Source organism: Zoogloea sp. (genome assembly GCF_023150065.1).
Taxonomy (GTDB): Bacteria; Pseudomonadota; Gammaproteobacteria; order Burkholderiales; family Rhodocyclaceae; genus Zoogloea.
In genome coordinates this window covers 75,125-101,720 of record NZ_JAKLLN010000020.1, presented here as the reverse complement: position 1 = coordinate 101,720, position 26,596 = coordinate 75,125, and the positions used below count along the sequence as shown (strand labels likewise).

At 67.8% G+C, this 26,596-nt stretch carries 16 protein-coding genes and 1 tRNA gene; 6 read left to right on the top strand and 11 right to left on the bottom strand.

The genetic code is table 11. The features are described from left to right. Nucleotides 1-5: 5 nt before the first annotated feature. The 10 genes from L6Q67_RS18965 to L6Q67_RS18920 all read right to left on the bottom strand — a co-directional run bounded on the left by L6Q67_RS18965 (nucleotide 6) and on the right by L6Q67_RS18920 (nucleotide 18,272). Nucleotides 6-3,890, bottom strand: coding sequence for a helicase-related protein (locus L6Q67_RS18965; protein WP_296573232.1), 3,885 nt, complete (start codon nucleotides 3,888-3,890; stop codon nucleotides 6-8). After that, nucleotides 3,887-5,911 carry a phospholipase D-like domain-containing protein gene (locus tag L6Q67_RS18960; RefSeq protein WP_296573230.1) on the bottom strand — a complete coding sequence of 675 codons (2,025 nt, stop codon included), beginning with the start codon at nucleotides 5,909-5,911 and terminating at the stop codon, nucleotides 3,887-3,889. The genes L6Q67_RS18965 and L6Q67_RS18960 overlap by 4 nt, the downstream gene beginning before the upstream one ends. Continuing rightward, nucleotides 5,908-7,161, bottom strand: a complete 1,254-nt coding sequence (locus tag L6Q67_RS18955; protein WP_296573227.1) for a hypothetical protein — start codon at nucleotides 7,159-7,161, stop codon at nucleotides 5,908-5,910. The genes L6Q67_RS18960 and L6Q67_RS18955 overlap by 4 nt, the downstream gene beginning before the upstream one ends. 351 nt (nucleotides 7,162-7,512) lie before the next feature. Beyond that, nucleotides 7,513-7,950 (bottom strand): YbaN family protein, encoded by a 438-nt coding sequence (locus L6Q67_RS18950; RefSeq protein ID WP_296573224.1) that lies wholly within the window; start codon nucleotides 7,948-7,950, stop codon nucleotides 7,513-7,515. 98 nt (nucleotides 7,951-8,048) lie between these two features. After that, on the bottom strand, nucleotides 8,049-8,273 hold the full coding sequence (locus tag L6Q67_RS18945; RefSeq protein ID WP_296573222.1) for a formate dehydrogenase subunit delta: 225 nt from the start codon (nucleotides 8,271-8,273) through the stop codon (nucleotides 8,049-8,051). A gap of 7 nt (nucleotides 8,274-8,280) precedes the next feature. Beyond that, nucleotides 8,281-11,133 (bottom strand): formate dehydrogenase subunit alpha, encoded by a 2,853-nt coding sequence (gene fdhF, locus L6Q67_RS18940; RefSeq protein ID WP_296573219.1) that lies wholly within the window; start codon nucleotides 11,131-11,133, stop codon nucleotides 8,281-8,283. Between the two features lie 10 nt (nucleotides 11,134-11,143). After that, nucleotides 11,144-13,231: a formate dehydrogenase subunit gamma gene (locus L6Q67_RS18935; protein WP_296573216.1), complete on the bottom strand. Its 2,088-nt coding sequence runs from the start codon at nucleotides 13,229-13,231 to the stop codon at nucleotides 11,144-11,146. A 128-nt stretch (nucleotides 13,232-13,359) separates the two neighbouring features. Continuing rightward, the gene (locus L6Q67_RS18930; RefSeq protein WP_296573212.1) at nucleotides 13,360-16,626 is read right to left on the bottom strand and encodes a PAS domain S-box protein; all 3,267 of its coding nucleotides are present in this window, start codon (nucleotides 16,624-16,626) and stop codon (nucleotides 13,360-13,362) included. A gap of 322 nt (nucleotides 16,627-16,948) precedes the next feature. Continuing rightward, a complete protein-coding gene (locus tag L6Q67_RS18925; RefSeq protein ID WP_296573209.1) occupies nucleotides 16,949-17,857 on the bottom strand; it encodes a LysR substrate-binding domain-containing protein in 909 nt (302 codons plus the stop codon). Nucleotides 17,858-17,918: 61 nt separating this feature from the next. Beyond that, on the bottom strand, nucleotides 17,919-18,272 hold the full coding sequence (locus L6Q67_RS18920) for a helix-turn-helix transcriptional regulator (protein ID WP_296573206.1): 354 nt from the start codon (nucleotides 18,270-18,272) through the stop codon (nucleotides 17,919-17,921). Between the two features lie 111 nt (nucleotides 18,273-18,383). On the opposite strand from L6Q67_RS18920, the gene L6Q67_RS18915 reads away from it, so the two are divergent. Beyond that, nucleotides 18,384-18,608: a helix-turn-helix transcriptional regulator gene (locus L6Q67_RS18915; protein ID WP_296573204.1), complete on the top strand. Its 225-nt coding sequence runs from the start codon at nucleotides 18,384-18,386 to the stop codon at nucleotides 18,606-18,608. Further along, a complete protein-coding gene (locus L6Q67_RS18910; protein ID WP_296573203.1) occupies nucleotides 18,609-19,625 on the top strand; it encodes a diguanylate cyclase in 1,017 nt (338 codons plus the stop codon). An 18-nt stretch (nucleotides 19,626-19,643) separates the two neighbouring features. Here the strand turns inward: L6Q67_RS18910 and L6Q67_RS18905 are convergent, their stop codons facing one another. Beyond that, nucleotides 19,644-20,624 (bottom strand): NADPH:quinone oxidoreductase family protein, encoded by a 981-nt coding sequence (locus tag L6Q67_RS18905; RefSeq protein WP_296573200.1) that lies wholly within the window; start codon nucleotides 20,622-20,624, stop codon nucleotides 19,644-19,646. A gap of 217 nt (nucleotides 20,625-20,841) precedes the next feature. Here L6Q67_RS18905 and L6Q67_RS18900 point away from each other — a divergent pair. The 4 genes from L6Q67_RS18900 to L6Q67_RS18885 all read left to right on the top strand — a co-directional run bounded on the left by L6Q67_RS18900 (nucleotide 20,842) and on the right by L6Q67_RS18885 (nucleotide 26,596). Then, a tRNA-Arg gene (locus tag L6Q67_RS18900) sits at nucleotides 20,842-20,918 on the top strand. Nucleotides 20,919-21,154: 236 nt separating this feature from the next. Next, the gene (locus L6Q67_RS18895) at nucleotides 21,155-22,504 is read left to right on the top strand and encodes an HlyD family efflux transporter periplasmic adaptor subunit (RefSeq protein WP_296573197.1); all 1,350 of its coding nucleotides are present in this window, start codon (nucleotides 21,155-21,157) and stop codon (nucleotides 22,502-22,504) included. Nucleotide 22,505: 1 nt separating this feature from the next. Next, nucleotides 22,506-24,653 (top strand): PqqD family peptide modification chaperone, encoded by a 2,148-nt coding sequence (locus L6Q67_RS18890; RefSeq protein WP_296573194.1) that lies wholly within the window; start codon nucleotides 22,506-22,508, stop codon nucleotides 24,651-24,653. Next, entirely contained in the window at nucleotides 24,650-26,596 is a 1,947-nt protein-coding gene (locus tag L6Q67_RS18885) for a preprotein translocase subunit SecA (RefSeq protein ID WP_296573191.1), read from the top strand. The genes L6Q67_RS18890 and L6Q67_RS18885 overlap by 4 nt, the downstream gene beginning before the upstream one ends.

Sequence of the window (26,596 nt, the reverse complement as noted above, 5' to 3'; positions counted from 1 at the left end):
CCTTCTCATTGCACGGCCTGCGCCGGAAGAGCCAGCAGCTCCCGCAGGATGCAGGTGAGTTCCGGCACGCCCAGATCGGCAACCGGGTGGATCATGCGGGCCTTGATTTCACCCCGGGCGGTGTAGAAGAAATCCGGCCCCGACGGGCTGGCATTGCGCAGCAGGGTGCGAAGCAGAAGATTGGCCGGGTCCGGGTTGGGGGCGGCCTCGACGACGCGGCTGGCCACGACCCAGCGCGCCCGCAGCTCGAGAGTGATCCGTTGCCCGCGGCTGCGCAGCCAGTGACGGCCAGCGGTCTTCCCGGGGCGCCACTGGAATTCGCCCTTGTCGTCCGCCGCCATCAACGCCTGGATGATGCGGGTCAGGGCATCGGGTGCCGGAGTGGACGGGGTGGGCGGCTGGGGCAGGGCGATGTCGATGCGTTCGAGCAGGTCTTCGATTTCGCTGCGCTGGAGTTCGGCGGCGCCACGGGCGAAGCAGGCCGCATGGACACGCAGGCTCACTCCCCCGTCGACGCGGTGCAGGGCGTGCTTGCGGCGGGGGTCGGCACCCAGGACGCGCAGGACCTCCGGCGCCGGTGGGTCCTTGACCACCCGGCCGCCGAGAAGCCAGTCGCATCCATCATTCTCGTCGAGGGTGCGGGAGGCCTGGATGGTCAGCTCCCCGGTCATGTGGGCGGGCTGGAGCGACAGCAGGGCATCGTGCCGTGCATGGACGAAACAGTCGGCACGGCCGGGGTCGGAGTGGAAGCCGGCCTCCCGGGCCACCTCGGCCAGCAAGGCGTTGGCATGCTCGATGATGTGACGCGCCTCGTCGACACGGGCCTTCACTTCCTCAACCGTGACAGCCCCTTCGCAGGAGGCCAGCTCGGGCTCGAAAGGGGAGCTCAGGTGTTGGGCCAGCAGCGGTGGGATGGGGTTGCGATTGGCCATGGTGCTGGCCAGGCTGATGTCCTCCAGGGCCTGGCTGGCCCCGACCTCGTGCATGGAGTGCAGATAGTCGTTGATGCTCTGGGAAAGATCACGGATCTGATACCACTCCAGGCTTTCCGACAGGTGTGGAAAGCGCACGCGGATGCCGGCCTCGGCCACTCCCTTGCCATCCAGCAGGCGCCGCTGGGCCCGGGAGCCGATGCGGTCAACCCGGCCGTTTTTCTGTTCGATGCCGATGGGGCTGCCGGAGATGCCGAAGTGGGTCACCCGGTCGCAGCACACGTGCAGGTCTTCGCCCTCCTGCAGCACGCTGGTGGCGACCAGCACCATGGGGTAGCCCGGCATGCGGAAACGCCGGGCGATGGCGGCGCGGGAGTCGGTGTTCTGGCCGCTGGCCGTTTCCACCGGGAGACGCGCGAAATAGGGCTGGATCGCCTGTCGCCAGCGGGTCCGCTCCAGCCGATTGCTGCCTTTCAGGAACTCCGCGAAGTTGGTCTTGGCAATCTGCTCCCACGCCTCTGCCAGGTTGCGCAGGATGCTGGCGGTGCCAAAGCGGGCCCCGGCGTCAGGCCGTTCGCACACGGCCGCAATACGATCGACCAGGGCCTGGGCGGTGGCCCGGGCATCGTCCCGCTGGGCGCCCAGCCACCCCAGGTAGAGGTCGATGAAGGGGTGATCGAGGCGCAACACGGCAAACAGCACCTCACGTTGCAGGTCCAGGGCACGCAGGCGGGCGTCCAGCGCCTGCTCGTCGCCATCGGTCGTCATGCCCGTGAGGGCCTGCCACAGCGCGAGCCAGTCGGGCAGGGCGACGGCCTGCAGCCCCTTGCGCCACAAGCCCAGGCCGATGGTGGGCAGGCTCAGCAGGCTGGCAGCGGTGCTGCTGTCGATTCGCTCGCGGATTGGGCTCGGGCCGGTGAGCAGCGCCTTCAGATGGGCTTCGAGGAGGCGGAAAGGCCGCGCTGCCTCAGGCGACATGCCTTCAGCGAGCAATTGCACCCAGGCGAGTTGCAGGCGGCGATGGCGCCAGAGAACCCCCGCCGGCCCTGGCAGCTGCGAGGCCCGCTCGGCCAGGGCCGGCAGCGGGATGTCGGGCAGGCCGGGGGCGTGCTCGGTGGCAAAACCCCGCCAGTCGAGCTCACCGATGATCGACTCGATACGTTCCGGATCGCGCAGGCGCTCACGCAGGCCCGCCGGAGCCGGCAGGCCGTGGCTGTCGGCAAAAGCCTTGCCCGCCGCGTCGAGGGTGCCCGAGAAAAACCAGCTGAACAGGGTGTCCACCTGGGCGGGCGGGTCACCCTCATCTTCGCCATTGATGAGGGGCGCGGCTGCCGCAGCGTGGCCTGGCGGGCGCTCGTTGCCGGCGGCGCGGCGGCAGGCGTCCAGCAAGGGCCCGGGGCAGCCAGGCATGCCTTCCGCTTCCAGGTAGGCGCCAAGCCAGCTGTTGTAGGTCTCGTTGAGCCGGGTGTAAAGGTCATAGATGCTCTTCAGGCGGCGCACGAAGACCAGCTGCTTGTTGCCCTCCGCAAAGGCCTCCCGGCCCAGGCGGCGGGACTCTGCTTCGAGCTTGGGGTGCGGTGGTGCCGTGCCGAAAACGTCCCGATAGGACCCGACGAGGTTCTCCATCAGGTTGCCATCCACGGCCCGGGCATCCTGGGGCGTGTTGGTATCCCTGAAGATATCAAGCACATCATTGCCGGCCGGGGGCTGCGTCTCTCCGTCCCCATCGTCTGCCTTGCCGGCCAGCGGGCCCGCCGCAGCCCGGCCTTGGGGCGGGGGGCCGGGCGGGGCGTAGGCCTCCCAGGACGAGAACATGGCCATCGGGAAGCGGCCGGCGTTTTCGCTGTCCAGGTGCTCGATGAGGCGCTTCTGCACCACGGCGGTGAACAGGCGCTGACGCAGGGCCTCAGGGCGGGTGTCCCCGGCCAGGCTGATGCCGGCCCCGGCGCGGAGTTCGGTACGGTACTGGTTGCGGCTCAGGGTGGTGTCGCCCACGTCCAGCTTCTGCACCCGGCGGATCATGTAGGGCTTGAGGCCGGCCTGGATTTCGCTCCAGCTGCCCCCCGCGTTCCGCCGCGCGGCAAGGGCTACGATGTCCTTGTGAGGCGCAACCGGCAACCCGGGAATGGCAAAAAGCTCGAACTGGCGGGCCAGCTGGAGCAGGTCCCGGTCGAAGGGCGTGCCGGACAGCAGCAGGGCGGCACCGAAGCGCCTTTCGCCACGGCCGTGACCGACTGCACCCAGCGCACGGGCCAGGAAGCGCGCCCGGTCGGATGCGGACTTGCCCGCTCCGCCCTTGAGGAGGTGAGCCTCATCGATGATGACCAGGTCGTAACGCGGGATGGCCCGGTTGATGACACCGGCCGCCTTGTCCTTGTAGGTGGACTTCTCCCTTGCACCCCGCAGATCCACGCTCACGCCGGCCCGCTTCGCCATGTCCTTGACCCGCGCGTACCATTTGGCGTCGTCCCCGGAGAGCGGAAAGCTGAGGGCCGAGAGGGGCAGGAAGACATCCAGCGCGGAGGGGTCGGTGACGGCGGCCTCCAGCCAGTCATCGGCCCGCAGACAGGCTGTGCTGGCCGCCGGTGACAGGCCGGCCGGGCCGCGCACGCGCATGTCGGGGGCCCGCACATTGTTGCGGATGAAGGCCGGCAGTTCGCGACCATGCCACTTCTGCAGCACGTTCTGCGACGGGGCCAGGTAGAGCACCCTGAAGCCGGGCTGCAGATGGCGGAAGAGGGCCACCACGGCCAGGGCCACGTAGGTCTTGCCCATGCCCACCTCGTCGGCCAGATAGGCCACGCCCCCGGTGATCAGCATGCGGTGCAGGGCGACGGCAGCGTCCAGCTGGCGGGCGCCGATGGCGGCGAAGCCGGGTAGCTGACCGGACATGTCCAGCAGGGTGGCGGCGGCCTCGCGAGACCAGGGCTGCTGCCCGGGGAAGATCGGGGATGTCATGGCTGGGGTGTCTCACCGCTCAGGAAGTGTCGGGCAAGGCGGCGCTCCTCGCCGGGCGGGCACAGGAACATGCGACCCACCCAGTCGAGAAAGCGTGGCTCCAGCGCCGAGAGGGGTTCTCGGGCGAGCAGGGCGGCCAGTGCGTCCTCGGCCCGCCTGCCGAGGGCCTTCGCGCTGTCCAGCTCCGCGTGGTCCTGGCAGATCTGGATGCTCCACTGGAGCATCACCCAGGCGGCAATGGGCTCCACGGGGTACTCGTCCCCTGGCTGCTCGATGTGGGCAAGCAGACTGGTGAGGGCGTCCGGCCGCGGTGCGGACAGGTAGTACTCGCAGCGGGCCAGGTTGCCCTTCTTCTGTTCGGCCTGCAGGCGTCGGCGCAGCAGGTAGAAGCTGCCGTGGGCAACCGCCATCTCTTCAAACAGATCCTGCCCGGGCTCGCCCTCCAGGGATGCTTCGCCCCGCTTGCTGCGGCGCTTGAGCAGCACTTCGAGGGCGCCCGGGTCCATCGGCCCGGAGCCCGCCTCACCCTCGGCCAGGCTGCGCCACATCTCCAGGATGCGCCACGCGTCGGGCTGCAGCGTCACAGGCGGTGGGCGGTATTCCAGGGCCTCCTGCTGCACCCAGGCCAGGGTGGTACGCAGCGGTGGCCTACCAGGAAAGGCGAGGCGGATCCACGGGTTGGTCTGCAGATCGCGATGGAGGCTTCCCTCCCGTTCGAGCAACAGGCTGCCCGGCAGCTTGATGCACAGCCCGCTGTCTGCGCCCTGGGCGTCAATGATGCGCAGGCTGGCGTTTCGATGGGCCGGGTCCGAGGTGTTGGGGAAGAAGTCGACCTCCAGCACCAGGGTCTGCCAGTTGAAGCTCGCCCACAGGGCCGGCAAGGATTCATCCACGTCCGCTTGCATGGCCTGTTCGGCCGGCTTGAGGAAGCGCAGCGCTGCGGGCTGCCGGGGCGCCAGCCAGGCACCACCTGCATCCGGAAACAGGAAGCCCGTCTCGAAGTTGTGGCGGAAGGCCTTGTTGCTGAAATTCACCGAGCCCATGAAACAGAAGCTGCCCGGCTTGCGGATCAGCTTGGCGTGGAGGAAGCGCGGCGTTTGCTCCTTGCGGCGTGCCTCGGCAAGCCGGGCATCGGCCATCCGGCACCAGCGCAGGCTGTCCACCTCGCTCAGGTCCACATAGGCGGCTTCGTCCATCAGCACGGCCGGCCCACCGGCCTGCCACGGGTCTTCCGGCAACCACAGGTCGATACCCGGGCTACCCGTGGCGTCCAGCAGATCGCTGACCAGCGCGGCATGGCCGCTCTCGGCGAAGTAGGGCGAGATCACCTCGAGGCGTGTCTCGGCCTCGTCCGCGTGCTCGCTGATCCAGTCCAGAAAGGTGTCGCCGCCCGGGGTGAATACGCCGAGAAGCGGTTCGCCCGCGGCATGACGTCGGGGGCGTGCCGTGGAAAAGCTGTCGGTGAAGAAGTCCGTCGCCGCACCCGGCCGGGCACGCTCGGCAAGAAAGCCGAGCAAGGTCCGGATTCCTGGCAGCAGGCCCGCCGGAGGCCGGGCGGGGTCGAAAGCGCCGGTGAAATGCCAGGCTTCGAGGTTCTCCCACCAGCCTGCCTTGGTGAGGTTGGCCGAGCCGGTGCCGAGCACGCAACAGGCCTTGCCATGCTCATCTTCAAGGCGCAGCAGGATGAGCTTGCCGTGGAATTCGTGGGCAAGCCGGACCGGCAGCATGCCGTAGGGCAGGAAGGGGCAGCCGGGCACGACCACCCGGGCATCGAAATACACGTCGATGGTGATGGGTGACTCCCGCAGCAGGGATTCGAGCTGCAGCCGGCGCACCACCGAATGCAGGGACAGGCCCGCGCCGCCGTCCGGCAGCAGCAGGGGCAGGATGGCAGTTTCGAAAAACTCCGGCTCGAAGGCGTAGGTGGTGAACAGGGCGTGGGTGACACGGTGGCCGGGCAGGGCCTCGATGGCACTCCGCAGGGCATCCTTGAGCATGTTCCATTGGGTGTTCTGGCTCATGGATTGCGCTCCACCGGGGCTGGAGGTTGCGTCTGGTGCAGGATGGCCAGGAAGGCATCCAGGAAGAAGCCGTTGCTGCGTTTTGCCATCCACCCGGCGAAGGCCTCGCCGGAAAACTCCGCGGCTACCGGCAGGGTGCCGGGTGTCGTGCTCATCACCACCTTGATCTGCCCCGCCTCCCAGTAACACCAGGGCGAGCCACCCCGCGCCTTTGCGATGGAGGCATGGTGGGCGAACAGATGCTCGGTGGCTTCGTACCACTGGCCGGCGGCCATGGCGGTGCAGAATGCAGCCAGGCCAGTGCTGCGGCGGCGCCATTCCGCGTCGTCGATTTCGGCACTGAAATCAGGGATGACGGGAGTGTTGAACGGCCAGCTGGCGAGCCCGCCCATGCCCTCTTCAATCTGCGCTACCGTCCGGCCATGGCAGCCCAGCAGCCAGTCGAAGCACAGGCTGGCCAGCACCAGGGCTTCATCGAACTGCAAGACCCGGGCGGCATAGTCGCGGAGTGCGTCGGACTGCCCGGTGAGCCACAGCAGGAAATCCCGGGCCGGCGGTGGGGTGCGCTTGCCGGCCATGAAACGGCGCCCCTGGGAAAAGACTTCTCCCTGCCACGGCTCAGGCCTTTCACCCCCCGAGAGCAGGCAGTTGGCCAGGGTCTCGCGGCTCGCGGAGTCACCCAGGAGGGCGGAAACCCAGTCGGCGGCGCGGCTCAGGTCATCGTCACCGAGCTGCCTGACCTGCTTGTCCAGAGCCAGCTGCCACACCTCGTCCGGCGCCGCAGCCAGGAACTGCCGGGCAATCCCGGCCCCCCGCTCGGTGGGGCGGCGCATGGCGTCGGTGAGCAGCGACGCCTCCAGGGCCGACGAGTAAAGGCCCCAGAGGCCTGCCTGGCGCTGATCATCAAGGATGCGGGCGTCGGGCCCGCTACCCAGGGGGACCGGAAAGCCCTGGCTGCGCAGGATCCGCCGCACGCCGATCACGCCGGGCAGCTTCTTCGCCACACGGGCCCGGGCGGTCAGCTGTTCGAAACGCTCGAAGGAGGCCCAGTCGGTCTGTCCGTTTCTGGCGTCCCCACAGAGATGAAAGCCCACCAGGGTGAGGATGAAGTTGTCCAGATGGGCGGTGACGGTGGTGAGGTTGCCCACCAGTCTGCGCCCCACGCGGGACCACAGCAGCTCGGCCCCCAGGGGGTCGCGGCTGCCGCGGGGGCGCAGGCTGTCGTCAAGCACTGTGAAGAAGAAGCTCATGGCGGAATTGCCCCCGGAGCGCAGGGGCCTGAGGTCTCGAAGGTCGGGGCAGGGCGGTGGCGGAGGAACGCGTAGGCAGAAGGCAGTCCGGAGGTTTAACGGATGCCGGGGGGATTTCTGAACCGGGTGCGGGGCGCGGGCGGAAGAGCCCGGGCTTCGGCAGGTGCTGCCGGAGAAAGACAGAAAAAAACCCGAGGGCCGCGAGGCGCTCGGGTTGAAATCCACACCAAAGGAGGAGGGTGGAGGAGACGATTCAAATGATAGATGAAAAAATTGTGCAATGCAGCATTTATTTCATCCAACACCCTCCTCACCGTGAAAATCGTCACGGCCTCACCACATCATGCCTCCTCAACCCGGGCTCCGGCGGCGGGTGGGGATGCGCCACACCACGATGGCGCCGATCACGCCCAGAGCCAGCACCAGGATCTGCAGCAGCGGCCGCCCGGAAAACTGCCAGGCCGACAGGATCACCATGCCACCCATGAGGGTGGTGGAGATCCACTTGACCTTCAGGGGCAAGGAGCGATTGGCCTCCCAGTCGCGTACCAGGGGGCCGAGATGCCGGTTGCTGATGAGCTTGTTGTGCAGACGCGGCGAGGAGCGGGCCAGGCAGGCGGCGGAGAGGAGAACGAAAGGCGTCGTTGGCAAACCGGGCAGGATGATTCCAAGCAGGCCGAGGAACAGGGCAATCAGCCCCGCAGCCGTGAGCAGGACACGCTGCAGGGTCGACAGGCCGGGCGACGCGGGGATCTCGGCGGTGGCGGGGGAGTCTTCCGGAGGGGGCATTGGCGGATTCGGGCAGGTCACAGGACACCTTACGGCGGCCCGGCCGGCAAGTATAGGACGGGTACCGCGCGGTGGACCAGCCCGGAGGGCCGCCGCCCTCAAGGTGAGGGCCGCAGGCTCGTCAGCGCCCGGTGGACAAGGGGCGAAAGGCGCGCGGCCCCATCGGGTGTATCGGCGAGGGTCAGCAGGGCGCCACGCATGCGCGGCTCCCAGAAGCGCTTGAGGTGGTCGGCCAGGTCGCGAACGGCCTGGTCCTGGTCGGGATTGATGCCCAGGGCGTCGCCGATCTGGTTGGCCATGCGCAGCACGTAGTCGGAGTTCATGGCAGTGTCAGCCTGCGTCGGTGGTGGCGGGTTTGAGAAAGCCCTGCTGCTGCTCGCGGCGGGTGGCAAAGCGCTGCTGCCACTCCGAAGGCTGGGCGCACAGGGTGACCTGCACCGCCGTCACCTTGTACTCGGGGCAGTTGGTGGCCCAGTCGGAGTTGTCGGTGGTGATCACGTTGGCACCGGATTCCGGGAAGTGGAAGGTGGTGTACACCACGCCGGGCTGGACCCGTTCGGTCACGGTGGCACGCAGCACCGTCTCGCCGGCCCGGCTGGCAATGCCGACCCAGTCGCCTTCGCGGATGCCCCGGTCTTCGGCGTCCACCGGGTGGATCTCCAGGCGGTCTTCGTCGTGCCAGGCCACGTTGGCGGTGCGGCGGGTCTGGGCGCCCACGTTGTACTGGCTGAGGATGCGCCCGGTGGTGAGGATCAGGGGGAAGCGGCGGGTGACCTTTTCGGTGGTGGGAACAAAAGGCGTGAGCATGAAGCGCCCCTTGCCACGGATGAAGCCCCCCACGTGCATGGTGGGCGTGCCCTCCGGCGCGGCCTCGTTGCACGGCCACTGGATGCTGCCCTTCGACTCCAGCAAGTCGTAGGTGACGCCGTGGAAGCTGGGCGTGAGGCGGGCGATCTCGGCCATGATCTCGGACGGGTGGCTGTAATGCATCGGGTAGCCGAGGGCATCCGCAAGGGCCAGGGTGGCTTCCCAGTCGGCCTTGCCGGCCAGCGGCGGCATCACCTTGCGCACCCGGGAGATGCGCCGCTCGGCGTTGGTGAAGGTGCCGTCCTTCTCCAGGAAGCTGGAGCCGGGCAGGAATACGTGGGCCCACTTGGCGGTCTCGTTGAGGAAGAGATCCTGCACCACCACGCATTCCATCTGCGCCATGGCGGCTTCCACGTGCTGGGTATTGGGGTCGGACTGGACGATGTCCTCGCCCTGGATGTAGATGCCCTTGAAGCTGCCGTCCAGCGCCGCCTCGAACATGTTGGGGATGCGCAGACCGGGCTCGGGGTCGATGCGTACCTTCCAGGCGTCCTCGAACAGGGCCCGGGTGGTGGCGTCGGACACATGGCGGTAGCCGGGCAGCTCGTGGGGGAAGGAGCCCATGTCGCAGCTGCCCTGCACGTTGTTCTGGCCGCGCAGGGGGTTTACGCCCACACCGGGGCGGCCCACGTTGCCGGTGACCATGGCCAGGTTGGCGATGCCCATCACGGTGGTGGAACCCTGGCTGTGCTCGGTGACGCCCAGACCGTAGTAGATGGCGCCGTTGCCGGCGCTGGCATACAGACGCGCGGCGGCGCGGATCTCGGCCGCTGGCACGCCGGTGATGCCTTCGGCGGCTTCCGGCGAGTTGTCGGGGCGGGACACGAATTCGCGCCAGGCCTCGAAGGCCGGGCCTTCGCAGCGTTCGGCCACGTAGGCGTCAGCCACCAGCCCCTCGGTGACGATGGTGTGGGCGAGGGCATTGACCATCGCCACGTTGGTGCCGGGCAGCAGCTTGAGGTGATGGGCCGCGGCCACGTGGGGCGAGCGCACCAGGTCGATGGCGCGGGGGTCGATGACGATGAGCTTTGCCCCCTGGCGGATGCGCTTCTTGAGCAGGGAACCGAACACCGGGTGGCCGTCGGTGGGGTTGGCCCCCATCACCACCACCACGTCGGCCTGGAGCACGGAGGCGAAGTCCTGAGTGCCGGCCGATTCCCCCAGGGTCTGCTTGAGCCCGTAGCCGGTGGGCGAGTGGCAGACCCGGGCGCAGGTGTCCACGTTGTTGTTGCCGAAGGCGGTGCGCACCAGCTTCTGCACCAGGTAGGTCTCTTCGTTGGTGCAGCGGCTCGAGGTGATGCCGCCCACCGCGCCACGGCCATACTTGGCCTGGATGCGCTTGAACTCGCCGGCGGCATAGGTGAGGGCTTCGTCCCAGCTCACCTTTTGCCACGGTGCGTCCACGCTGGGGCGGATCATCGGGGTGGTGATGCGGTCGGCGTGGGTGGCGTAGCCCCAGGCGAAGCGGCCCTTAACGCAGGCATGGCCGGCGTTGGCGCCGCCATCCTTGGCCGGCACCATGCGCACCACCTGGTTGCCCTTGACCTCGGCCTTGAAGGAGCAGCCCACCCCGCAATAGGCGCAGGTGGTGGTGACGCTGCACTCGGCCTGGCCGAGCTGGATCACCGATTTTTCGGTGAGGGTGGCGGTGGGGCAGGCATTGACGCAGGCGCCGCAGGACACGCACTCCGAATCCATGAAGGATTCGCTCTGCCCCGGCGACACGCGGGAATCGAAGCCCCGACCGGAAATGGTGAGGGCGAAGGTGCCCTGGGTCTCCTCGCAGGCGCGCACGCAGCGGTTGCAGACGATGCACTTGGCCGGGTCGTAGCTGAAGTAAGGGTTGGACTCGTCCTTGCAGGCGTCGGTGAAGTGGTTGTCGCCCTTGAAACCGTAGCGCACCTCGCGCAGGCCGACCACGCCGGCCATGTCCTGCAGCTCGCAGTTGCCGTTGGTGGGGCAGGTGAGGCAGTCCAGGGGATGATCGGAGATGTACAGCTCCATCACGTTGCGGCGCAGGTCGGCGAGCTTCGGCGTCTGGGTGCGTACCACCATGCCGGCCTCCACCGGCGTAGTGCAGGAGGCCGGATAGCCCTTGCGGCCTTCCACCTCCACCAGACACAGGCGGCAGGAGCCGAAAGGCTCCAGACTGTCGGTGGCACACAGCTTGGGGATGGCGCAGCCGCTCTGGCCGGCGGCGCGCATGATGCTGGTGCCGGCAGGCACGCACACGGGCTGGCCGTCGATGAGCAGGCTGACGGACGGCTCGCCGTCGCAGGCCGGGGTGCCGAAGTCGGTTTCGCGGGGCAGGGACATGGGGGCTTCCTTACTCGGCAGTGACCGGCACGATGCCGAAATCCTGCGGGAAATGGGTCAGGGCGGATTTGACCGGATACGGGGCCATGCCGCCCAGGGCGCACAGGGAGCCGTGGAGCATGGTGTCGCAGAGGGAATCCAGCAGGGCCACGTTGGCGTCCCGGGCCTCGCCGGCGATGATCCGGTCGATCACCTCGACGCCCCGGGTGGAGCCGATGCGGCAGGGCGTGCACTTGCCGCAGGATTCGGTGGCGCAGAACTCCATGGCGTAACGGGCCAGCTGCGCCATGTCGGCGCTGTCGTCAAAGGCCACCAGCCCGCCGTGGCCGATCATGGCGCCCATGGCGGCGTAGGTCTCGTAGTCCAGGGGCACATCAAACTGCGACTCCGGCACGAAGGCGCCCAACGGGCCGCCCACCTGCACGGCGCGGATCGGCCGCCCGCTGGCCGAGCTGCCGCCGTAATCGAGCAGCAGCTCGCGCAAGGTGATGCCGAAGGCCTTCTCCACCAACCCCGGGTGGCGCAGGTTGCCCGCCAGCTGGAAGGGCAGGGTGCCGTGGGAGCGGCCCATGCCGTAGTCCCGGTAGAACGCTGCACCCCGGGCCAGGATCAGCGGCACGGCGGCCAGGCTCATCACGTTGTTGATCACGGTGGGCTTGCCGAACAGGCCCTGGATGGCCGGCAGCGGCGGCTTGAAACGCACCACGCCGCGCTTGCCCTCCAGGCTCTCGAGCATGGCGGTCTCTTCACCGCACACGTAGGCGCCGGCGCCCAGGCGCACATCCAGCTCGAAGGCCCGGCCGGAGCCCGCCACGTCCTGCCCCAGCCAGCCTGCCTCGCGGGCCAGCGCGATGGCCTGCTGCAGGGTGTGGAAGGCGTGGGGGTATTCGGAGCGCAGGTAGATGTAGCCTTGGGCGGCACCGACCGCCAGGCCAGCGATGGCCATGCCCTCGATCAGGCAGTAGGGGTCGCCTTCCATCAGCATGCGGTCCGAGAAGGTGCCCGAGTCGCCCTCGTCGGCGTTGCACACCACGTATTTGGTGGGGCCGGCGGCGTGGAGCACGGTGTTCCACTTGATGCCGGTGGGGAAGGCCGCGCCGCCGCGACCGCGCAGCCCGGAATCGGTGACTTCCTTGACGATGGCCGCGCCGTCCATCGTCACGGCCTGCCTGAGCCCCTCGAAGCCGCCGTGGGCCAGATAGTCGTCCAGGGACAGGGGGGCGGTGATGCCAACCCGGCGGAAGGTGAGCCGCTCCTGCCCCGCAAGGAAGGGAATGTGCTCGGTGAGGCCGTGCCCCAGGCGGTGCATGCCGCCGGTGTGAAAGCCGGCATCGAAGAGGGCAGGAACGTCGGCAACCGTCACCGGGCCGTAGGCCAGGCGCCCGGCAGGGGTCTCGACCTCCACCAGCGGCTCCAGCCAGTAAAGCCCGCGGGAGCCATTGCGGATCAGCTCCACCTCGATGCCGCGGGCGGTGGCCTCGTGCGCGATGACCTGGGCGACCTCATCGGCACCCACGGCGAGGGCGCCGGAATCCAGGGGCACAAAGATGCGGATGCCGCCTAGCGTGCTGGTGGCCTGCGGCGCATCGGCCGGGCGGGCTGGCCCGGCCCTCAGCCCGTCGACGAGGGCGTCGAAGCCCTCGCAGCTGACCCGCCCGAGGATCTCGTCGCCGACGCGGATGGACGGCGAACAGGCGCAATTGCCCAGGCAATACACCGGCTCCAGGCTGATCGCACCGTCGGCGGTGGTTTCATGCCAGTCGATGCCCAGGCTGCGCTTCGCGTGTGCCTCCAGCGCTGCGCCTCCCCGGGCCTGGCAGGACTCGGCGCGGCACACCTGGACCACCGTGTGCCCCGGGGGCGTGCTGCGGAAGTGATGGTAGAAGCTGATCACCCCATGGATCTCGGCCCGGCTCTGGTTGAGAGCGGTGGCGATCAGGGGCACCGCCTGTGCCGGCACCCAGCCGATCGCATCCTGGATGGCATGGAGGATGGGCAACAGCGCACCGGGGCGGGAGGCGTGGGCATCGAGTGCGCGCTGGATCGCCTCGCGTGCGGTCTCGCTCAGGGAAGGGGATGTGATGTCGGCCTGGGGCATGGCATTCCTTGATCAGGGCAGCAGGCTGGGCGCGCTGCGGATTCATCAAGGATGGTATGCCCCTGCTCCGGGCGGGGGAATCAGGAAATATCGAAGATGTGTTCGGCTGGAGCGAAGGTGCCCGCCACTCAGCGCCAGGGCGCGCTGGCTTCCACCAGATCGGCGATGTCACGCTCGAGGGCATCAAGGCGTTCATCCAGCGCGGTCTCGCCCTGGTCGATGGCCTGCTCAAGGGCTCGGGCAGCGGCCATCAGGTCGAGCGCGCAGAGGAAGCCGGCGTTGCTGCCCAGGGTGTGCATGCGTCGCGCGGCGGCTTCCCGGTCATCCGCGGCCAAGGCCTCACGGGTCTGGGCGACCGCCTCGGTGTTGTCATGCACGAAGAGTTCGAGCAGACCGATGAACATGTCCCGGTCACGGCTCAGGCGCTGGCTGGCCCTTTCGCTGTCGATGCCGGCGATCTCCGGAAATGCCTCGACGGCGGCGGGCTCGACCCGGGCCGGGGGCAGGGAGACGGCCTGGCGGGGCTGGATCCATTTCGACAGCAGCACGGCCATCTGTTCGAGGTCCATGGGCTTGGCCAGCACGTCGTCGGCACCGGCGGCCCGGGCAGCGGCTTGCTGGTCGTCGCGCACACCGGCAGTAAAGGCGATGATGGGCAGTTCGATCATGCCGAGCTGGCCGCGGATCATGCGGGTGGCGGCGAGGCCATCCATGACCGGCATCTGCACGTCCATCAGCACCGCGTCGAAGCGCTCCGGCCTGGTCTGAAGCAGCTGCACGGCCTGCAGGCCATCGGCGGCCAGGGTGGCGGTGGCGCCTTCCAGGTGCAGGGCGCGCTCCACCAGATCCCGGTTCATGGCGCTGTCGTCCACCACCAGCAGATGGGCGCCCACCAGGCGCGGGCCGGCTGGCGCCCGCGGCGCAGCGGCCGCCAGGGTGCTGCCTGCTTCGCTTTCACTGCCCCGGGCGAAGGGGAGCTCGAACCAGAAGCTGCTGCCCTGACCGATCTGGCTTTCGGCACCGATGGCCCCGCCCATCAGCTCGACCAGGCGCTTGCAGATGGACAGGCCCAGCCCGGTGCCGCCGAAGCGGCGGCTGATGCCGGCGTCGGCCTGGGCAAAGGGGGCAAACAGGCGGGCCAGGGCATCGGGGGCGATGCCGATGCCGGTGTCGCGTACCTCAAAGCGCAGCCGCAGTTCCGTGGCGCTGCTCTCCAGGGTATTGACGTGCACCGCCACCTCGCCCTGCTCGGTGAACTTGATGGCGTTGCCGGTGAGGTTGAACAGCACCTGCTCCAGGCGCAGCCCGTCACCGAGCAAGGGGCCGAGGCGGTTTGAGGGGGCTTCAAGGCGCAGGGACAGGCCCTTGCTGCGGGCCACCTGGCCCATCAGGCTGTCCAGATTGGCGAGCAGGGCGGGCAGGTCGAAGGGGCGCGATTCGATGCGCAGCTGGCCGGCCTCGATCTTGGAGAGGTCGAGGATGTCGTTGAGGATGGCGAGCAGGGACTGGCCGGCGCTGCGGATGCGCTCGACCATGTCACGCTGGTTGTCGGCGAGGGGTTCGCGTTCGAGCACCTGGGCCAGGCCGAGCACCGCGTTCATGGGGGTGCGGATCTCGTGGCTCATGTGGGCCAGGAACTCGCTCTTGGCCGAGTTGGCGGCCTCGGCGGCGTCGTAGACCTGGCGCAGCTCGTGCTCGTAGCGCTTGCGCTCGCTGATGTCGCGGATCACCCCGAGGATCTCCACGAAGTGCCCGTCAGTGCCCAGCAACGGGCTGGCGGTGACGTCGGTCCACACCGTGGAGCCATCCTTGCAGCGGTGTTCCAGCTCGCCCCGGAAGGGCTCCGGCGGCAGCCCCTCGGCCAGGTTGGCGTGCAGCCGGGCAAAGTAGGCCCGGGCGATGACGAGGGATTCCGGGGTGAGGGCGTCTTCCATGGATTGCTCCATGACCTCGTCGGTGGTGTAGCCGCGCAGCTTTTCGACGGAGGGGCTGACGTAGGAGTAGCGCCCCTCCAGGTCCATGGTCAGGATCACGTCGATGGCATTGTCGGCGAGCAGACGGTGGCGCTCCTCGCTGATGCGCAGGCGCTCTTCCATCATGCGCCGGGCGGTGATGTCCTCGACAATGGCCAGGTAGCGGGGGGCCTCTTCGGTGTCCACCTGCACCGGGGCGCAGGTGACGCTGGCCCACACCACCGAGCCGTCCGGACGCAGATAGCGCTTGTTCAGGCGGTAGCCGCTGATCTCCTTGCGCCCCATGCGGGCGATCTGCTCGAGCGTCTCGTTGATGTCGTCCTGATGGGTCAGGCGTACCGGATCGAGGCCGGCGAGAGCCTCCGGCCGGCGACCGACGATCTCGGCGTAACGTGAGTTGGTCTCGGTGATGCAGCCGCTGCGCGAGTCGAGCAGGGCCACCCCCAGGGGGGCCTGCTCGAAGATGACCCGGAAGCGGGCCTCGGCGGCCCGCTGGGCCTGCAAGGCCGCAAACTCCTGGCGCTCCCGGTTGCGACGCCACAGCAGGTAGCTCGCCGAATACACCAGCAGCAGGCCGAAGCCCACCACCAGCGCGGTGGCCCAGGCCATGGTACGGATACCGGCGTAGGCCTCGGTTTCGTCGATTTCGGCAAGCATCAGCCAGGGGGTCCCGGCCACCGCGGCGGCGTAGGCGAGCACGGGTACGGCACGATAGTCACGACCACCCTCGAGGATCCCGTGTTCACCCTTTACCGCCCGGGCAGCGGGCAGGTCGGGGGCATCCAGGGGCCGGGTCAGCGTCAGGGCTGCGTCGTGGCGGTGACGCAGGGGCGTGAGGAAGCGCACCCCCTCGCCATCCCGCCGGACCAGGTAGGTCTCGGCCGTACGGGTGGGGACCGGCCAGGATTCGACGAGTGGGTACAGCGCCTTGTCTGCCCGCCAGGTGAGATAGACCACGCCCCGCGGTGTGCCCCCGGCGCCGCCGATGGGCGCGAGGATGCCGTAGATCACCTGGCCATGGCTGTCCCGGTGCAGGTCAACGAGTTCGATGCGCGGTTGCTGCAGGATGCTGCGGACCTGCCCGGCATGGTTCCGAAAATCGGCCTCGCCGACGATCAGGGACGGCTTGCCGTCCCCATCCAGCACCGCCAGCCCGCTCCAGCCCCGTACCCGTACCAGCTCGGCCATGAGGAACTGCATGCGCTCCAGGATCGCGGCATTGCGGCGACCGCCGTCCAGCCATTGGCCGTAGAGCATTTCAAGCTGGGAATGCCGGGAGAAGTAGAGGCCGGCGTCAATGCGGGTGGCGCCGAGTGCCACTTCGATCTGCTGCCGCTTCTGCTCGGCGATGACCGCCAGGGTACGGTGGGTCTCGCGGCGGATCTCCTCGCTCAGGTAGCGGTAGCCCACGCTGCCGATCATGCCGATCAGTAGGGAAAGGACGATCAGGGGAAGCGCGAAACGCAGCCATTGTCTGGACGTCTTCGCAGGAACCCCGATCGCCTGGAGGCCGGGTTCCTTCACCACTGGAGCTTGATCACTGAATGCAAGAGGGAGTGCGGCTTAGCGCCGGATTCCAGCTTTGGCCGACAGCCTGCGGAACCGGATCTACTAACAAAGAGGTATAAGGCCGTAATTTTGCACCAACACAGTGCGTCAGTCCATGGTTTTGCCATGTTTGGCTGATTTGCCATTTGCACCTGCTCCAGAATAGGGCAGGTACCCGGGATGAGCCAGGGAAGCCTCACACGATACGGGTGCTGTCGTGCATGCCATGCCCAAGGGCCCGTGCTTCATTCATCAGGGCATCGACCATGGGTGAGCGAGGCTGCCGTTTGAGCACGAGCAGGCCGGTGGCCCATTCGACGACCGGTTCGCGCAGATCGAACACCCGGGTGCCGGCGGGAACGCCGATCAGATCCAGCACCGCCCGGGGGACGATGCTCGACCAGTGGCCGGCGCTGACATGGGCCAGGATGCTGATGATGGAGTCGGTCTCCAGGGTCGGCCGGGGCTTCTGGCCCAGGCTGGCAAAGACCGCATCGATGGTCTGACGGTTGTGCATGTTGGGGGTGAGCAAGCCGAGGGGAATCTGCGCCGCCTCCTGCCAGGTGACGCAGTCACGCCCCTCGAACGGGCCGCTCTGGGGCGTCAGCAAGACGTGGTTCTCGCACCACAGGGGCTGTGCCTCCAGCTCCGGACTCCTGGATTCCAGATAGGCGATGCCGCCGTCCAGTTCGAAGCCGCGCAGCCCGGCCAGGATCTGCTGGGTGCTCATGGACAGCACTTCCACATCCACCAGCGGGTGCCGGCGGGAAAACGCCGCCGTCAGCGTAGCCACGGCGGTGAGGCCGGTGGGGATCACCCCCAGGCGCAGACGCCCGGTGAGTCCGTCCTGCATCTGGGCGAGTTCCTGGCGCAAGCCCTCGGCGCGGGCGGCCATCTGGCGCGCGCACTCGAGCACCCGCTCTCCCTCCGACGTCAGCCCTGAAAACTGCTGGCCCCGCTCCACGATGGTGACACCCAGCTCCGACTCGATATCGCGGATAGCCGCCGACAGGGTCGACGCCGAGACATGGCAGGCCTCAGCGGCACGGCCGAAGTGCTTCTCCCGGGCGAGGGCGATGAGATAGAGGTACTTGCGGGCGATCATGGAGAGAGCCTGACGGCAAACAACGAAACCGAAGGGCCGTAGCCCCCCGTGGAGCACGGACTCATGACCACTGTTTCAGAAACGCGAGGAGGGCTTCCCGGCGGGCCGGCGACAGTCGGCGATAAACGGCCTGAAGATGGCGCTCATCCTCGGGCAATTCTCGCTCGACCCGGTATTCACGCTGGCTTTCCTGGACTTCCGGTGTGAAATTGCGGGGGCCCCGCCCGGTGACGATCCATTCGAACCACACGTCCAGTTCCACGGCCAGCGTGCGCAGATTGTCCACAGAGGGTTCGGTCTTGCCATTTTCCCAGTCGGACACCGTGGGCTGCGAAACCCCTAGCCTGCGCGCCAGCTCGCTCTGGCTGAGCGTCTTTTCTTCCCTCGACTCCCGGATTCTGTTTCCGATTTTCATGGGTCAAAAATATAGGTAAAACCTATAAACAGGAAATAAGTTTGACCTATTGACCTTCCCATGGCTCAAGCCTATATTTGCATACGCATAAAGGATAAGCACAAGTCATCAATGACACCCCTGCGTCGCGCCCGTAGAAGGATAGGAATAACCCAGTCGACACTCGCCCTGGCGGCCGGCGTGAGCCAGGCGCACATTTCCGCGGTCGAAACCGGGCTGTGCCGGGCGTCTGCCGAGCTCGCCGAACGGCTCGTGTGCGTGATCGGCCCCTCCCTGATCAGCGAGGCTGAGATCCTCTATCCCGAGCGTTTCCCCGGCCCGGAGGGTGGAGCCTGAATGCGCAAACAGGCATCCATGCCCCGGTGGCCCGGAGAGTCACACCTCATGGCGCCGGCGTGGTCACCAGCGCATGCATCCCTGCGCGCCAGGCATCTGTTCTCCGATGCCTGCAATGGCATGCTGATCGTCAGCCCGCGCGGCATGATCCTCGAGGCCAATGCAGCCTTCTGCCGGGCCACGGGCTATCTTCCTGCCGAAGTGCGGGGCCGCACGCCCGAATTCCTGAAGTCCGGTGCCTACGCGGCCGATTTCCATGCCTGCCTGTGGCAGTCCCTGCGAAACGCCGGGATCTGGCGTGGGGAGTTGGTGACGCGCCGCAAGGACGGTTCCCTGGCGACCGATTTTCTGACTGTCGGCGCTGTCCGCAACCGCATCGGGCAACTGACCCATTACATCTGCGTATTCTCCGATATCGAAGCTCTGAAAGAGCGTCAGCGTCGCCTCGAGAAGCTGGCCTACTTCGACTCACTGACCGGCCTGCCCAATCGCATGCTGCTGATGGACCGCCTGGGTCAGATGTGTGCAGCCGCCCAGCGGCACGGGCGACAAGTGGCGGTGTGCTATCTGGACGTCGATGGGTTCAAGAGAATCAACGACCGTCTTGGCCATCACGTCGGTGACAGCGTGCTTGTAGAGGTGGCCAGGCGCTTGAACCGTGAGGTTCGCAGTGGCGACACGGTAGCGCGCCTTGGTGGGGACGAGTTCGTCATGCTCTTTGCGGAGCCTGGTACCGTTGCCGACATCCAGGCGGTGCTTGATCGCATCCTCGACAGCCTTGCGGCGGCGCCCCTGGCGCAGGAGCCGGCAGGGCTTTCGGCCAGTGTCGGGGTCACCCTTTTTCCGATGGACGATGGCTGCCCCGATACCCTGCTGCGCCATGCCGACACGGCCATGTATCAGGCCAAGCGCTCCGGGCGGGCAGCCTACTGTTTCTTCTATCCGCTGGGCGGCAGCACTCCCGATTCCGACACCCCCTTCGCCGAAAGGCGGGTGGATTTCCCGATCTGCAGTTAGAGAGGGGCCGGGGGCGGCTTACCCGGCGGGGGTGATCAGGAGTTTGCCCGTCACCCGGCGTTCAGCAAGCACCCTGAGTGCTTCACCCGCCTGTTCGATAGTGTAGCGGCCGTGGATGGGTGGAACGAGGGTGCCATCGGCAATGCCCGCCAGAATCGCGGCAACCTGGGCACGGCAGGCATCCGGCTCGCGACGCAGAAACTCGTCCCAGAACACGCCGGACAGCTCGCACCCCTTGAGCAGGAGCAGGTTGGCAGGCACCCGGGGAATGTCACCGGCAGCAAAACCGATCACCAGCACCCGGCCACGCCAGGCCGTGGCCCGCACCGCGGCCTCGGTAAAGGCGCCGCCCACCACGTCGATCACCACGTCAGCCCCCCGGCCCGCCGTGGCGGCCTTTACGGCTTCCTTCAAGTCGGCTTCGCGGTAGTTGATGCCGACCGCAGCCCCAGCCTGCTGACACAGGGCGAGCTTGTCGGCGGTGCTGGCCGCGGCGATCACCGTGCAGCCCGCGGCCCTGGCGATCTGCACGGCAGCGAGTCCGACGCCGCCAGCTGCCCCCAGCACCAGCACCGTCTCGCCGGCCTTCATGCGCCCCCGGTCGTAAAGGGCGAACCAGGCCGTGGCGTAGGCCACCAGGGCTGCCGCCGCCTGGTCGAAGGAGACCGCATCGGGCAGGGGGAAAACCTGGCTTGCCCGGGCACGGGCCTTTTCGGCATAACCACCGAAGGAGTTGAAGGCGAGCACCCGCTGCCCTGCATGCAAGCCACTCACCCCGGCGCCCAGGGCCGCGATGGTGCCCGCGAACTCACCCCCCGGAGAGAAGGGAAGGGTCGGACGGATCTGGTATCGGCCCTGCACGATGAGGGTGTCGTAGTAGTTAACACCTGCGGCCGCCACGTCGATGATCACCTCGTCGTCGGCTGGCCGGGGCTCGGGCAGATCACCCGGGCCGTGGGTTTCGAGGGAGCCAAAAGCATTACATATATAAGCACGCATGGAGGAAGTCCTGATCGGTGGAGCGGGGGAGGGCGCGTTTGCCCTGCTGGCAAGGGACAACACCGGCCAAGTGCATTGATCATCTGGCGGGTGGTCTGACCCCCGTAATGTGCCCCGCGTCCGGGGGCAAAAATACGGGGTCAGCGATAAAAACAACTAAATGCATCGAAAGGCTTCCAATTTCTCCGAGCGTGTGTATAATCTCGGTCTCTCAAGTGCGCCCGTAGCTCAGTTGGATAGAGTACTTGGCTACGAACCAAGGGGTCGTGGGTTCGAATCCTGCCGGGCGCGCCAGACACAAAAGAAGGGGACTGTGGAAACACGGTCCCCTTCTTTTTTGCGTTCATCCCTCATCGCTTCATCCGCCTCCGGACAACCCTATCGGCAAATGTGTCGTATGACACGGTGCCATGCCTTCAGACTTAAAGTTTCCCGGGAATGCGTCGTCAATACGAGGACGACATTCTTTCAGGACTGAAGCTCTGAACGCGCCGCCCTCCCTTGCTGCAGCCGGACCGATCAAGCTCGACGTGCTTGCCCTGCAGGCGGCGATGGTGTCCCACGACCGCCTGGGAGAGTCTGCGACAGCCTTTGCCTCCGAACTCGCGACCCGTCTGGGCTGCGAGCGCGTTTCGGTGGGTTTTGTCGAGGACCACTTCAGCCGGGTGGTGGCCTTGTCCCACGGTACCATCGGCGCGAACGGAACCGAAATGCTGCGGGTGATCGGCGCAGCGATGGATGAGTCCATTGAACAGGCCGCCACTGTCATGCTGCCGCCCCCCGCTGACCATGTGCCACAGATCGTGCTGGCCCATGAGGAGCTTCTGCGCCGGGACGGGGGGATGGTTTGCACGCTGCCACTGGCGGTAAAGCAGCAGCTGGTGGGGGCGGTGCAGCTCCAGTTCCGCGAGCCCAGGCCTGTACCGCCCGAACAACTTGCCGACTGGGAGCATGCCGTCGCCCTGCTGGGGCCCGTGCTGCATTTCATGCGGCGCAGCGAGCGGCCGTGGCGCAAGCGCCTGCGTGACCGTGCGCAACGCATCCGGGCAGACCTGAGCGCCCCCGGCAACGGACGCCTGCGACTTGGCCTCGCCGGGCTGGTGCTGGTGCTGGGCGTTCTGGTGGCCGTGCCCATGGAGTACCGGGTAGGCGGAAATGCCCGCGTGGAGGGCGCCATCCAGCGGGTGCTGGTGGCGCCAGCCGATGGCTTCATCCGCCAGAACCACGTCAGGCCGGGGGATCAGGTCAAGGCCGGCCAGGTTCTCGCCGAGCTGGCCGAACAGGATCTGCAGCTCGAACGCAACAAGTGGCGCAGCGAGCTCGCCCAGCACGAGAACAGTTACGCCGCCGCCATGGCCCGGGCCGACCGGACGCAGCTGGTCATCAGCCAGGCCCGTGCCGATGAAGCACGGGCACAGCTGGCCCTGGTGGACGAGCAGCTCGGCCGCATCCGCCTGGAAGCCCCGTTTGACGGAATCGTGATCCGCGGCGACCTGAGCCAGTCCCTCGGGGCACCGGTCCAGCGGGGTGATGTGTTGCTGACCATCGCCCCGAAGGATCGCTTTCGGGTCATCGTTGAAGTGGATGAGCGGGACATCTCCCGGATCCGGGTGGCCCAGCAAGGCAGCCTGGCGCTGTCGGCCCTGCCCTGGGATACCTTGCCCCTGCGGATAAGCCGGATCACCCCGCTGGCCAGCCCGGTAGAGGGAAAAAACGTCTTCGAGGTGGAGGCCGCCCTGGACGAGCAGCCCGACAGCCTGCGCCCGGGCCTGCGCGGCGTGGCCCGCATCTCGGTGGGAGAAGCGCCGCTGCTGTGGGCGTGGACCCACCGCCTGACCGACTGGTTGCGCCTCAAAGCCTGGGGCCTGTGGGGCAGCTAGCATGAGCGGCAGCGTCTTCAGCAGCCAGTGGTACCGGGTCGCCGGCCTTCACCCCCGGCTGCGGGCCCAGGTGCGGGTGACACGCCAGATCTATCGCAACGAGGTCTGGCACGTTCTGGCCGATCCGGTCAGCGGGCGCTTTCATCGCATGAATGCCGCTGCCTACGCCTTTGTCGGGCGCTGCGACGGGCTGCATACGGCCGATCAGATCAGCGAGGCCCTGCTGGCCCATGCCCCCGACTCGGCCCTGACCCAGGACGAGATCGTGCGTCTGCTGGTCCAGCTCAATCAGCGGGGCCTGATCCAGTGCGAGCTGACCCCGGATGTGGAAGCCATCTTCCACCGGGAAGAGCAGCTCCAGCGCCAGCAGCGTCGTCTGGCGATCAACCCCCTGTCTTTCCGGGTCCGGCTCGGTGACCCCACCTCCTTGTTGCAGCGCTTCGATCCTTGGCTGCGCCTCTTGTTTTCGTGGCCGGTGCTGATCTTCTGGATGCTGCTGATCCTGATGGGCGTGACCACGGCAGCGATGAACTTTTCGGAGCTGTCCCTGCAGGTGCGCACCTGGATGGGCACACCACGCTTCCTGCTGATGGCCTGGCTGGCCTACCCCTTCATCAAGGCCGTCCACGAGCTCGGGCACGGCCTGGCCATCCGGCGCCTGGGCGGCGAAGTCCACCAGATGGGCGTGAGCCTGCTGCTGCTGATGCCGGCACCCTTCGTCGATGCCTCCGCGGCTTCAGCCTTCCGTTACGCCAGTCAGCGCCTGATGGTCAGCGGGGTGGGGATCCTGGTGGAGCTGGTCATCGCGGCCCTGGCCGTCATTCTGTGGGTGCTCGTCGAGTCCGGCGCGGTGCGGGATCTGGCCCTGGTGGTGGCCTTCATCTGCGGCATATCCACCCTGGCCTTCAACGGCAATCCGCTGCTGCGCTTCGACGGCTATTACGTGCTCTGCGATGTGCTCGATCTGCCCAATCTGGCTCCCCGCAGCCAGGCCTGGTGGCGTTATGTGATCTTCAACCGGCGCCTGGGCCTGGCCGAGTTCGCCTCGCCGGAGCCGGGGAGGGGGGAGCGCTTCTGGCTCTACCTCTACGCGCCGGCTTCGGCCATCTATCGGCTCGGCCTGTCGATCGCGATCGTGGCCTGGATCGGCAGCTGGTCAATGCCCCTTGGACTGATCGCCGGTGCCGGCCTCGCCTTTGCGCTGCTGGTGTGGCCGGTCTACCGCTTCTGGCGCCGTCTGCTCGCCATGGCATTGCCGACACCGGTGCGCCAGCGTGCCCTGACGGGGGCGATGGCCCTGAGCGTCGGCGCCCTGGCCCTGTTCTGTCTGGTGCCGCTGCCATTTTCCACGGTAGGCCGTGGCGTGGTGTGGGTGCCCGAACAGGCACAGCTCCGCACTGGCACCGATGGCTTCATCGAGCATCTGGATGCCGCCCATGGCGAACAGGTGGTGGCCGGGCAGGTTCTGGTGCGCATGTCCGACAGCCGCCTGGTGGCCGAGGCGCTCAAGCTGCGCAGCCAGCTCGAAGCCCTCGACGTGGACCTCTACCAGGCCATGCTGCGGGACCCGGTCAAGGCACGCAATGTCGAAGAGGAGGTGGCACGCCTGCGCGCCCAGCTGCACCGTGTCGAAGAGCTGCAAAGCCTGCTGGTGCTGCGCGCTGGTGTCTCCGGGCGCCTGGTGATGCCCCGGCAGGCGGACGTGCAAGGCGCGTTCGTGCCCCGCGGCGCCTTGCTCGGCCACATCCTCACGGGGGAGGCAGCGACGGTGCGGGTGGCCGTGGAACAGGACGAGGCCGCACTGGTCCGCGGTGAAACCCGAGCCGTCTCGGTGCAACTGGCCGAGGCGCCGGGTGAGCCCCGCGCCGGGCACCTGTTGCGGGCGGTACCGGCTGCCACGGAGAAGCTGCCCAGCGCGGCGCTTGGTGAACACGCCGGCGGGGACATCGCCGTGGATCCCGCTGACAAGGATCATCAGCAGGCCGTTGCACCGGTCTTCATCTTCGATATCGGTGTCGACGATACCGTGCTCGAGCGGGCAGGGGGCAGGGCCTGGGTGCGCTTCGAACACGGCTCGGCCCCCCTCGCGATGCAGTGGGGTCGGCGCCTCAGGCAGCTCTTCCTGCGACAGTTCCACCCCAGTTCATGAACATCCACCTGAGCTCACGCATGCCTCTGCCCGGGCTGGTCTGGGGTACCTATCCGGAACGGCGGGAGCCGCCGCCGATCCGCTGGCCCTGGGCCCGGGCTCCCTACCCGCGCCAGGTATCCGCGGTGCGCCGGGCCATGGATGACTGGCAGGGCCTCGATGACAATGCCTACACCACCCGCTTGCGCAGCCTGCGGGCCCACATCGGCCGTGACGGCCTGACACCCCGACGCACGGTTGAAGCCCTGGCCGCGGCGGCCGAGGCGGCCCGCCGGGGGCTCGGCCTGCAGGCTTACGATACCCAGATCCACGCCGCGCTGATCATGCTCGACAACCGCCTGGCCGAGATGGCGACGGGCGAAGGCAAGACCCTGGCGGCGGCCCTGGCGGCCAGCGTCGGGGCCCTGGCCGGAACGCCCGTGCACGTGCTCACGGCAAACGACTACCTGGTGGAACGCGACGCCACCCTGCTTGCCCCCCTGTACACCTGCCTCGGCCTGCACGCCGGTTTTGTCACCAGCCCGATGAGCGAGGCCGAGCGCCGCGCCGCCTATGCCGCACCGATCTGCTACGTGACCGCCCGGGAAGTGGTTTTCGATTACCTGCGGGACGGGCAGCGGCGGGGCTTCGTGCGGGCCGACCTGCAACGCCGCAACGCATCCCAGCACCGCGGCGAAGCCCTGCTGAGGGGCTTGTGCATGGCCCTGATCGATGAGGCGGACAGCCTGCTGATCGACGAGGCCATGACCCCCTTGATCCTCTCCCGCCAGGTACGCGGTGGCGCTGCCCGGGCGCTCACCTGGCAGGCCTGGGCCCTGGCCGGCGAGCTCGTGGCCGGGCAGGATTTCACCCCCGTCCCGGCGGCCATGCGCGTCAACCTGACATCCGCCGGGAGCGCCCGGCTGGCGGCGCTGTGCGCTGCGCTGGGCGGGCGCTGGCGCTCCCGTCGCCTGCGCGAGGAGGTGGTATGCACCGCCCTGGCCGCCCGGCATGTCTACCTCCGGGACGTGCACTATCTGGTCCGGGACGGGCAGGTGGAGATCGTGGACGACGTGAGTGGCCGCGCTGCACCGGGCCGGGTGTGGTCCCGGGGGTTGCACACCTTTGTGGAGCTGAAGGAAGGCTGCCGACCCACGCCGGATACCGAAACCCTGGCCCAGATCACTTATCAACGCTTTTTCCCCCGCTACCACCGCCTCGGCGGCATGAGCGGCACCCTGCACGAGGTGCGGGGAGAGCTGCGGGAAATCTACGGGCTGGATGTGGTGTGCGTTCCATCGCGGCGGCCGAACTCAAGGAAGTCCCTTGCCTGCCGTATATATGACACGCGTCGTACCTTGTGGGGTGCCGTCACCGAGAGGGTTTCCGAATGTCATGCCGCAGGTCGCCCGGTTCTGATCGGGACGGCGTCGGTTGCGGAGTCCGAGAGCCTGTCTGCCTGCCTGACGGTAGCGGGCATCCCCCACAGCCTGCTGAATGCCCGCCATGACGCGCGCGAAGCGGCCATTGTGGCGCTCTCCGGTGAGCCCGGGCAGGTCACTGTGGCGACCAATATGGCAGGGCGCGGAACGGATATTCCCCTGGCTGCCGGTGTGGCAGCCGCAGGGGGTTTGCATGTGCTGAACTGCCAGTTCACCGCATCCCGGCGTATTGATCGCCAGCTCGAGGGGCGCAGCGCCCGCCAGGGCGACCCGGGGAGTGCGGAGCGCTGGATCAGCCTGGACACGCCGCGGGTCGGCGAAGTGTCCGGGCTGCTGGCCCTGACTCGCTGGGCGGGGCAGGGGAAGGACGGACGGATCGGACTGGGGCCGTGGCTGCTTGATGCGCTGCTGGGCCTGAACCAATGGAGGCAGAGCCGCCGGGAAAGGCGGGCTCGCCGAGCGCTTTTGGAGGCGGATCGTCAATGGGAGCGAGGGCTCTCGTTCGGCGGTCCCGGAGAATGA

Coding starts and splice junctions, on each gene's coding strand:
- L6Q67_RS18965 (WP_296573232.1), bottom strand. CDS start 3,890: ATGACATCCCCGATCTTCCCCGGGCAGCAGCCCTGGTCTCGCGAGGCC.
- L6Q67_RS18960 (WP_296573230.1), bottom strand. CDS start 5,911: ATGAGCCAGAACACCCAATGGAACATGCTCAAGGATGCCCTGCGGAGT.
- L6Q67_RS18955 (WP_296573227.1), bottom strand. CDS start 7,161: ATGAGCTTCTTCTTCACAGTGCTTGACGACAGCCTGCGCCCCCGCGGC.
- L6Q67_RS18950 (WP_296573224.1), bottom strand. CDS start 7,950: ATGCCCCCTCCGGAAGACTCCCCCGCCACCGCCGAGATCCCCGCGTCG.
- L6Q67_RS18945 (WP_296573222.1), bottom strand. CDS start 8,273: ATGAACTCCGACTACGTGCTGCGCATGGCCAACCAGATCGGCGACGCC.
- fdhF (WP_296573219.1), bottom strand. CDS start 11,133: ATGTCCCTGCCCCGCGAAACCGACTTCGGCACCCCGGCCTGCGACGGC.
- L6Q67_RS18935 (WP_296573216.1), bottom strand. CDS start 13,231: ATGCCCCAGGCCGACATCACATCCCCTTCCCTGAGCGAGACCGCACGC.
- L6Q67_RS18930 (WP_296573212.1), bottom strand. CDS start 16,626: ATGATCGGCAGCGTGGGCTACCGCTACCTGAGCGAGGAGATCCGCCGC.
- L6Q67_RS18925 (WP_296573209.1), bottom strand. CDS start 17,857: ATGATCGCCCGCAAGTACCTCTATCTCATCGCCCTCGCCCGGGAGAAG.
- L6Q67_RS18920 (WP_296573206.1), bottom strand. CDS start 18,272: ATGAAAATCGGAAACAGAATCCGGGAGTCGAGGGAAGAAAAGACGCTC.
- L6Q67_RS18915 (WP_296573204.1), top strand. CDS start 18,384: ATGACACCCCTGCGTCGCGCCCGTAGAAGGATAGGAATAACCCAGTCG.
- L6Q67_RS18910 (WP_296573203.1), top strand. CDS start 18,609: ATGCGCAAACAGGCATCCATGCCCCGGTGGCCCGGAGAGTCACACCTC.
- L6Q67_RS18905 (WP_296573200.1), bottom strand. CDS start 20,624: ATGCGTGCTTATATATGTAATGCTTTTGGCTCCCTCGAAACCCACGGC.
- L6Q67_RS18890 (WP_296573194.1), top strand. CDS start 22,506: ATGAGCGGCAGCGTCTTCAGCAGCCAGTGGTACCGGGTCGCCGGCCTT.
- L6Q67_RS18885 (WP_296573191.1), top strand. CDS start 24,650: ATGAACATCCACCTGAGCTCACGCATGCCTCTGCCCGGGCTGGTCTGG.